This is a genomic window from Rhodococcus sp. (in: high G+C Gram-positive bacteria), from assembly GCF_049286785.1.
In the GTDB taxonomy this organism is placed as follows: Bacteria; Actinomycetota; Actinomycetes; order Mycobacteriales; family Mycobacteriaceae; genus Rhodococcus_F.
Genome location: NZ_JBAQEO010000926.1, coordinates 1 through 8,216, shown reverse-complemented (window position 1 = coordinate 8,216; position 8,216 = coordinate 1). Strand labels below are relative to the sequence as shown.

Here is an 8,216-nt window from a genome sequence, read left to right as displayed (position 1 = left end):
CTGCATGCAGTCCGGTCAGGCGTGCATCGCCCTCACCCGTGTCCTCGTTTCCCGCAAGCGTCACGACGAGGTGCTCGAGGCGCTGAAGGCCGCATACGGGTCACTGCCGATCGGCAACCCGTGGGAGCCCACCAATTTCCTCGGCCCGCTCGCATCGAAGCGACAGCAGGATCGTGTGCTCGGCTACATCGACATCGCGAAGGAAGACGGCGCAACGGTCGTGCTCGGTGGGGGCCGTCCGGAGGGTCTCGACCAGGGCTTCTTCGTCGCGCCGACGCTTCTGGACGGCGTACTGCCCGATTCCCGGATCGCACAGGAAGAGGTCTTCGGCCCGGTCATCTCGGTGATCACGTACGAAGATGAAGACGACGCCGTCGCGATCGCCAACAATTCGGTGTACGGCCTGTCGGGCGCGGTCTACACCGAGGATCTCGACCGCGGTTTCGCGCTTGCGCGCCGCATCCGCACCGGCACCATCAGCGTCAATACCGCGACGATGGATTTCACCCTGCCGTTCGGCGGCTACAAGCAGTCCGGTCTGGGCCGCGAGGGTGGCATCGAAGGGCTCGAGGAGTTCTTCGAGACCAAGACTGTCCATATGCCGGCATAGCCAAGCACTGAACGCAGACGCCCCCAGGATCGAGATCCCGGGGGCGTCTGCGTAGGCCGGAGATCGGGTTGCCGGCAGCAGTGCTAAGTGTCTGCGTCGACGAGTTCGGTGTGCGTCGACTCGGCAGGAAGTTCGTGGCGCATGACCCCGTAGAGGAAGCTGCGGATCATCTCTTCGAACAACTGTTTCGACGTCATGTCGTTCTCGGCGAGTGCCCGCACGAGAAACGGCTGCGACTCCGGGTCGACGTTGGGGAAGATCGTCGACTTGGTGCTGGGCTTACGCATCGCTTCGGTGAGCACCGCCCCGAGCGTCAGGCGCTCCATGCCGTCGAGAATCTGGACGTGCAGCCGCGTCGGTACCCCCGAAGCCTCGAGGAACCGGGCGGTGTCCTCGTAGGTGCCGATGAGCAGATCGCGAGGCAAGTGCTGCAGGAGGATCGGTGCGGCATTGCGATGCCGAAGGATCGAGCGTCGCAGATTGCAGCTCAGGGTGACGAAGTACTCGGGCCAATCCGGTCCGGGAGTGCGCCGGGGTAGCGCTCCGGCACCCGCGATCTGACGGGCCACCGCGGACAGGATCTCCGACTTGTCGGAGAAATGGTGGTACAGCGATGGGGCACGCACGCCGAGGTGCTTGGCCAAGCGGGGGAGGCTGAAAGCCTCGAGTCCCTCGGTGTCGATGATCTCGATGGACGCGGCCACCGCGGCCGTGCGACTGATGAGAGGTTTCGACGGTCGGGCCATTTCATGCTTTCGGCTAGTGCGGATGCCGGGCGGACTCGCCCGGCGGGGTGACACGAATGGTATCTGTCCGGCCGGTCCGATGGTCACACGGTCGAGGTGATCTCGGTGAGAAACTCGACCAGTCCCTGGCTCAGCACGTCATTGTCGTCGCCGCCCACCATGTGCCCCGCACCGCTCACATCGATGTGCCGGGCTCCGGGAATCAACTCGAGCAGTTCCTGTGCGCCTTCGTGGCTGACCACATCGGACTGAGCGCCGCGGATGAGCAGGGTCGGGACTGTGACCGCACGGGCGGCGGCACGGGCACGACTCTCGCGCTGGTCGGCGGTGTCCGCCGCGTTCGCCCGATCGGAGAGCATTCGTGGATCCCAGTGCCAGTACCAACGACCGTCACGCTCGCGCAGGTTCTTTCGGAGACCGTCCGCGCGCGGTAGACGGCGACGGTTCGGGTTGTACGCAATGACCGCGTCGAGTGCGTCGTCGAGGCTGTCGAAACCCGCCAGTCCCGCTTCCATGAACCCGGTGATCTTGGCGATGCCTTCGGGTTCGGCTCTCGGGGTGATGTCCACGAGCACCAGCGCGCGGGCGATTCCGGGGTTCTCTCCCAGCGCGACGAGTGAGGCCAGTCCGCCCATCGACGCTCCCACCAGAACGGGGGTGGTCCCGAGTTCACCGATGATCGAGCGGATGTCACGGGCATGCGCGTCGGAGCTGTAGTCACCGTCGTCCGCCCAGTCGCTGTCGCCGTGCCCTCGCGCGTCGATCGTGTACGCGCGCCAACCCTCCTCGGCGAGCCGGATGCCGGTACGCTGCCACGAATGTCGGGTCTGCCCGCCGCCGTGCAGCAACAGGACCGTGCCCTTGTGCCCTTGTGCGGGCTCCCACAAGTCGGCGACGAGGGATACGCCTTTGCCCTGCAGTGTGGTCGGCGTGGTGGTGACGGTCATGTTCGAATCATCCTTTTTCGGGCCATCAGTGCTTTGTCGGACATCAGTGTCCGGAAGTTCCACCGTCGACGGCGAGAGTCGAGCCGGTGATGTAGCCGGACGCGCGGCTGGCGAGGAACACCACGGCGGCATCGATCTCGCGCTGTGTGGCGGTGCGGCCGAGTGAGCTGCCTCGGAGGAATTCGGCGAGCGTATCCGACGACATCTCGGAAATCAGATCGGTCTCCACGAATCCCGGCGCTATGGCGTTGACGCGGATGCCTTTCCGCTGTGCCCACTGGTGCGACAGGTCACGGGTGAGGCCGATCATCCCGGCTTTGCTGGCCGCGTACGCAGCCTGGGGCAGGACCGATTTGACCAGTCCGAGCATGCTCGCGACATTCACGATTGTCGAACCCGGCTTCATCACCCGTGCACACGCCTGCGCTGCCCAGTAACTGCCCATCAGATTGACGTCGAGAACCGCGCGGAAGTCCTCGGGGCGCTCGCGTGTGGCAGGTGCGGAGCTGGTGACGCCGGCGTTGTTGATCAAGATGTCGAGGTGGCCGAACTCCGCGATGGCGGCGTGGGCGAGAGCGTCGCACTGTTCGGGCACGGTGACGTCGGTGGGAACGACGAGACACTGCCGACCCGTGGCCTCGACCGCCGCCGCAACGGCGTCGAGTCGCTCACGCCGGCGCGCCGCGATCACCACATCGGCGCCGGCCTCGGCGAGGGCCCGGGCGAATCCGGCCCCCAGGCCGCTACCGGCGCCGGTCACGACGGCGACGGATCCGTGGAGTCCGAACAGGTCGAGAATCGAGCTGGTGTCGTGCGTGATGTGGGGCGTGGTCATGGGAATCTCCGTGTGCGCGTCGGGGTGCCGATGGTGGGCTTGCATCCCATAAAACTAACTGCATAAGATTACATGGCACGTGAAGTCTACGGGAGCGAGAACACCGATGGCCAGAAGCGCCACCACCGAGCAGGGCAAGATGCGGGTGATCGGCAAGGACGTGCTGGCGGACGGGGTCGTGTCGGTGAGCCTTGCGGATCCCGATGGCGGCGCTGCGCCGGCATGGGAGCCCGGGGCGCATATCGACGTGATCATCGACGAATCGACCGTACGGCAATACTCCCTGTGCGGCGACGCGGCCGACACCACGTGCTTGACGGTCGCGGTGCTCCGCGAGGAGAACGGACGCGGTGGATCCCGGTGGATGCACGACTCACTGCAGGTCGGAGACATCGTCGAGATCGCGGGCCCGCGCAACAATTTCGCTCTCGCACCCGCGCAGTCCTATCTCTTCGTCGCGGGCGGTATCGGCATCACGCCGCTGCTGCCGATGCTTCGTGCGGCCGATGCGGCGGGCGCCGGCTGGCGTCTGCTCTACGGTGGCCGCACCCGTGGCAGCATGGCCTTCGCCGACGAACTGGTCGACAGGTACCCCGACCGCGTCGAGCTTCGTCCCCAGGACGAGTACGGAATCCTCGACCTGCCTGCTGCACTCGACGTTGTGGACGACGGCACCGCGGTGTACTGCTGCGGTCCGGAACCGCTGCTGCAGGCGATCGAAAACGGATGCCGCACCAGATCGAACCTCACGCTGCACGTCGAACGATTCGCAGCCAAGGAACGCGCGGTCGACGCGGTCGACGGTTCGTTCGAGGTCGAACTCCGGCAATCCGGCAAGACGGTCACGGTCGACGCGAACGAGTCAACTCTCGATGCCGTGCTGCGCTCCGGCGTCGACGTGCCCTTCTCGTGCCAGGAGGGCACCTGCGGCACGTGCGAGGCCGCGGTGCTGGAAGGCGTTCCCGACCATCGAGACTCGGTCCTCACCGAGGACGAACAGGCCGAGAACGACTGCATGATGATCTGCGTGTCTCGGAGCAGCACCCCCAAGCTCGTACTCGATCTGTAGCCAGGACCGAAACAAGGAGAGCCCGTGACTCAGTCACCCCATACGGCCCGTACGTCCGAAGAGGCCGACAATCCCGCAGCGCTGTACGAGGTGCGGGGACACGTCGCAATCGTCACGCTCAACCGGCCCGCTGCCCTCAACGCCGTCAACTCGGCGATGTCCGCATCCGCGGGAGCCGCCCTCGAGCGCGCCGCGCACGATCCCGATGTGCGGGTCGTCGTGATCACCGGGGCCGGTCGTGCCTTCTGCGCCGGAGCAGATCTCAAGGAGATCGCCGCCGGTCGACCGGTCTACGACCGCGAGCACAGAGAGTGGGATTTCGCCGGCATCGCTCGACATTGGATTCCGAAGCCGGTGATTGCTGCCGTCAACGGGTTCGCTTTCGGGGGCGGAACCGAGATCGTATTGTCCGCCGATATCGCGATCCTCGACGAGCAAGCCTCGCTGGGACTGCCCGAAGTGCGCCGCGGTCTCATCGCTGCCGCGGGTGGGGTGCTGCGCCTGCAGCACCAGATACCCCTGAAGGTGGCCCTCGAGATTGCGCTCACCGGCGCGCCGGTGTCCGCCGTGCGTGCCTACGAGCTGGGATTGGTCAACGTGGTAGCACCGGCGGGGTCGGCACTCGCTGTCGCGCTCGAAACCGCCGAGGCGATCGCCTCCAACGCGCCGCTGGCGGTGCAGCAGACAAAGCGCGTCATGTACGAGAGTGTCGGACCGGGTTGGAGTGATGCCGACTGGGCTCTCAATGCCGACGCGACCCGCATCGTGTTCACCAGCGAGGATGCCAAGGAGGGCCCGCGCGCGTTCGCCGCCAAGCGAACACCGCAGTGGTCCGGTCGCTGACAGCGAATTTTGCGGCAATGGGCCACCCTGGTTCAGGGCTTGCCAAAATACAAATTTTGATTGACGTCTCACAGCGTACCGGATAGCGTGTGTTCCACGCGCCGGAAGGGTTCGCTGTATCGACCCATTCGCGCTGAAAACTTTTGTCGATGAATACGATTCGACCATCACTCTGGGTCGGACGCTCCCGGCGTACCCCAGCAGACCCCTCCGCCGCACGACGTCGCACGTGTGCGACTCACGAAAGGTAAGAACACATGGCTGCCACCGTCGGCTCAGCATTGCATTGGTGGGCGAAGACCAAGGGAGAGCAGAACGCGATCATCGTTGCGGGCGAGGCCCTCACGTATCGCGAACTCCAGGACTGGTCCAGCCGTATTGCGCGCACGGTCGTCGACCGGGGTATCAAACCGGGTGAACGAGTTGGCGTCCTCGGCCCGAACTCGCTGACGTGGCCGGTGATCGCGCTCGGCGTTCTCAAGGCCGGTGCCGTGCTCGTCCCGCTCAACCCGCGGTTCAAGCCGGCGGAGCTCCGCAAGGTTGTAGACGACGCGGGTGCCGTCCTGGTCGTTACGCCGAGCGAATTCGCGGAGACGGTCGACGCGACGCGCGACCTGGGCGATGGCTTCGACTCGCGCTCGTGCGACGAGCTCGCACCGCTGCGCGAGGGCGAGCACGACGATTTCCGCGTCGATGTCGAACCCGATGATCCGACCGCCGTGCTCTTCACGAGTGGTTCCACGGGCATGTCGAAGGGCGTGATCTGCACCAACCGGACACTGCTCAACATCGTCTTCGAGGCCACCCTCACCGAGGAAGGTTTCCGGCCCGGTTCCACCTCGCTGCTCGTACTGCCGCTCGTGTTCACCCCCGGGCTGGTGTGGGGTCTGATCATGACCACCGTTCTCGGCGGAACGCTGGTCGTCGAGAAGGAACTCGACCCGGGCAGGGCGGCGCGCCTGCTCGGTGAGCACAAGGTCCAGGCCATTTTCGGTGTGCCCTTGATCTTCGAGGCGATCTCGCGCTCCCCCGAGTTCGCGGACGCCGACCTGTCGTCGCTGCGCACCGCGATCGTCGGCGGCGCTGCGGTTGCTCCGGCACTGCTGCAGCGCTGGGCCGACAAGGGTGTCGCGCTGCGCCAGATCTACGGCATGACAGAGGCCGGCGGTGTCGCAACCGCCACCCTCGTCGCGGAAGCCTTCGACCACCCCGACACGTGTGGGTCCGGCTCGATCTTCACCGAACTGGCGGTGGTCCGCGCCGACGGCACCGAGGCGGCTCCGGGCGAAGAGGGCGAGATCCTGCTGCGCGGCCCCGGCGTCACCCCCGGCTACTGGAACGACACCGAGTCCACCGCTTCCGCGTTGCGGAACGGCTGGCTGCACAGCGGCGACCTCGGGACCCTCGACGACGAAGGACGCGTCAAGTTCGTCGACCGGCTCAAGGACCTCATCATCACCGGCGGCATCAACATCTCGCCGGTTGAGATCGAGCGGGTCATCGCCGAGATCCCCGGGGTCGAGGAAGTCGCCGTCATCGCGGCGGCCGACGAGCGCTTCGGAGAAACCCCCGCGGCGATCGTCACCGTGCGCGACGGCGTCGACGCAGCGACGATCATCGAACACTGCGACCGGCTGGTGGCCGACTACAAGGTTCCGCGCTACGTCGTGATCCGGGACGAGCCGCTGCCGCGGCTCCCCAGCGGCAAGCTGTCGAAGACGGCGATCCGATCCGAGTACCAGGATGTGTCCGAACGATTCGACAAGGTCCGCTGAACCGCCCACTGCGGGGACCGCAGGTAGGAGCCACCGTGCCCGAGGCCGGTACCGACAATGCAGTGATGCTCGAGCGGCACGGGGAGATCGCAGTTGTGCGATCGAACCGTCCCGACCGGCTCAACGCGTTCACCAACGAGATGTGCTACCGGCTCATCGAGATCTTCGACGAGACCGATGCCGACGACGGGGTGCGCGCGGTTGTCCTCACCGGTACAGGACGCGCGTTCTGTGCCGGAGTCGATCTCGCGGACCGGTGGCGACACCTTCGTGCTGGGTGACGATCCGGAGACCGGTGGCGCACCGGCCGATACCGGCGGGCAGGTCACGCTCAGGATCTACCGTTCCCTCGAGCCGATGATCGCCGCGATCAACGGGCCGGCCGCGGGTGTCGGTGTCACCATGACGCTGCCGGCCGACATACGGATCGCGTCGGAGACGAGCGCACCGCACCGCGCCGAGTCGATCGGAATCTACTCAGAGGAACTTCCGACGATGCGCGAGAAGGTGTCGACGCGTTCCTCGGGAAGCGTGATCCCGAGTTCCCGAACAGGGTCCCGGACGGCTTGCCGGATCTGTTCTCGTAGGTTTCCAGCATTACTCAATGGCCGAAGGCGCCACCCGGCGCAATGTCGTTGACAAGTAACAATTCTTGTATCATCGAAGGAACGCATTGGCGGGACTAGAATTTCAGGAGCTGAAGACATGGCGCGACGGCGGGGGAGCGTCCTCAGCGACGACGCGGAGATAGCGCGCGGACAGATCCTGAAGGCCGCCGAATCGATGTTCCAGCGCTACGGCGTTGTGAAGACGACGATGGACGACATCGCCAAGGAAGCCGGCGTGTCCAGACCGACGGTGTACCGCTACTTCGGGGACCGCGACACCCTCATCACGGCGTTGATCGAGGCAAGATCTCGTCGGCTGTTCGACAAGGCGCGGGCGTACCTCCGCGAACGCGACACGTTCGCCGAGCAGGTGGTCGACGGCCTGGTTTTCCTCGTCGAACGTGGCCGCCAGGACTCGATCGTCCGGTTGATCGTCAGTCCCGAGCACATGGACCTCGCGACGGCGCTCGTCGGTAGCACGGGCCTTGCAGCGCGACTGACGCAGGAGATGTGGGCGCCACTGCTGGACGAGGCGCGCGAACGAGGCGAGATCCGTGACGGTCTCACCGACGAGGAGATCTGTGAGTGGATCGCGTTGGTCCAGCTCATCCTGGTCGGACGGATGGACTTCAGTTCCGAGGGAGATCCCGAGAACCGGCGGATGCTCACCAATTTCCTGCTGCCCAGCATCGTGACGGAAGCAGCTTTCGAGAAGCAGAAGGCACATATCTGACATGCGGTTAGGGGTGTAGGCCCCGCTCGACCTGTCACCGAGGCCGGCCC

Annotated in this window: 8 protein-coding genes and 1 pseudogene; 6 read left to right on the top strand and 3 right to left on the bottom strand. The window is 65.7% G+C overall.

Annotated elements, in window-relative coordinates:
* The coding region (locus WAW17_RS33625; protein ID WP_422337153.1) for an aldehyde dehydrogenase family protein at nt 1–610 on the top strand (610 nt) is incomplete at its 5' end.
* 83 nt (nt 611–693) lie between these two features.
* On the opposite strand, the gene WAW17_RS33620 is transcribed toward WAW17_RS33625, so the two are convergent.
* From WAW17_RS33620 to WAW17_RS33610, 3 genes are all read right to left on the bottom strand, one after another.
* Entirely contained in the window at nt 694–1,356 is a 663-nt protein-coding gene (locus WAW17_RS33620; RefSeq protein WP_422337152.1) for a TetR family transcriptional regulator, read from the bottom strand.
* Between the two features lie 83 nt (nt 1,357–1,439).
* Nucleotides 1,440–2,303 (bottom strand): alpha/beta fold hydrolase, encoded by an 864-nt coding sequence (locus WAW17_RS33615; protein ID WP_422337151.1) that lies wholly within the window; start codon nt 2,301–2,303, stop codon nt 1,440–1,442.
* 43 nt (nt 2,304–2,346) lie between these two features.
* On the bottom strand, nt 2,347–3,138 hold the full coding sequence (locus WAW17_RS33610) for an SDR family NAD(P)-dependent oxidoreductase (protein ID WP_422337150.1): 792 nt from the start codon (nt 3,136–3,138) through the stop codon (nt 2,347–2,349).
* Nucleotides 3,139–3,244: 106 nt separating this feature from the next.
* On the opposite strand from WAW17_RS33610, the gene WAW17_RS33605 reads away from it, so the two are divergent.
* The 5 genes and pseudogenes from WAW17_RS33605 to WAW17_RS33585 all read left to right on the top strand — a co-directional run bounded on the left by WAW17_RS33605 (nt 3,245) and on the right by WAW17_RS33585 (nt 8,166).
* Nucleotides 3,245–4,207 (top strand): PDR/VanB family oxidoreductase, encoded by a 963-nt coding sequence (locus tag WAW17_RS33605; RefSeq protein ID WP_422337149.1) that lies wholly within the window; start codon nt 3,245–3,247, stop codon nt 4,205–4,207.
* Between the two features lie 24 nt (nt 4,208–4,231).
* The gene (locus tag WAW17_RS33600; protein WP_422337148.1) at nt 4,232–5,050 is read left to right on the top strand and encodes an enoyl-CoA hydratase-related protein; all 819 of its coding nucleotides are present in this window, start codon (nt 4,232–4,234) and stop codon (nt 5,048–5,050) included.
* Nucleotides 5,051–5,307: 257 nt separating this feature from the next.
* Nucleotides 5,308–6,825 (top strand): class I adenylate-forming enzyme family protein, encoded by a 1,518-nt coding sequence (locus tag WAW17_RS33595; RefSeq protein WP_422337147.1) that lies wholly within the window; start codon nt 5,308–5,310, stop codon nt 6,823–6,825.
* A gap of 35 nt (nt 6,826–6,860) precedes the next feature.
* Nucleotides 6,861–7,412, top strand: a pseudogene (locus WAW17_RS33590) (enoyl-CoA hydratase-related protein).
* A gap of 118 nt (nt 7,413–7,530) precedes the next feature.
* On the top strand, nt 7,531–8,166 hold the full coding sequence (locus tag WAW17_RS33585; RefSeq protein ID WP_422337146.1) for a TetR/AcrR family transcriptional regulator: 636 nt from the start codon (nt 7,531–7,533) through the stop codon (nt 8,164–8,166).
* Nucleotides 8,167–8,216 lie beyond the last annotated feature (50 nt).

What these genes read in the sequence shown, in the direction of transcription:
- WAW17_RS33620 (WP_422337152.1), bottom strand. Translation starts at nt 1,356, where the DNA reads ATGGCCCGACCGTCGAAACCTCTCATCAGTCGCACGGCCGCGGTGGCC.
- WAW17_RS33615 (WP_422337151.1), bottom strand. Translation starts at nt 2,303, where the DNA reads ATGACCGTCACCACCACGCCGACCACACTGCAGGGCAAAGGCGTATCC.
- WAW17_RS33610 (WP_422337150.1), bottom strand. Translation starts at nt 3,138, where the DNA reads ATGACCACGCCCCACATCACGCACGACACCAGCTCGATTCTCGACCTG.
- WAW17_RS33605 (WP_422337149.1), top strand. Translation starts at nt 3,245, where the DNA reads ATGGCCAGAAGCGCCACCACCGAGCAGGGCAAGATGCGGGTGATCGGC.
- WAW17_RS33595 (WP_422337147.1), top strand. Translation starts at nt 5,308, where the DNA reads ATGGCTGCCACCGTCGGCTCAGCATTGCATTGGTGGGCGAAGACCAAG.
- WAW17_RS33585 (WP_422337146.1), top strand. Translation starts at nt 7,531, where the DNA reads ATGGCGCGACGGCGGGGGAGCGTCCTCAGCGACGACGCGGAGATAGCG.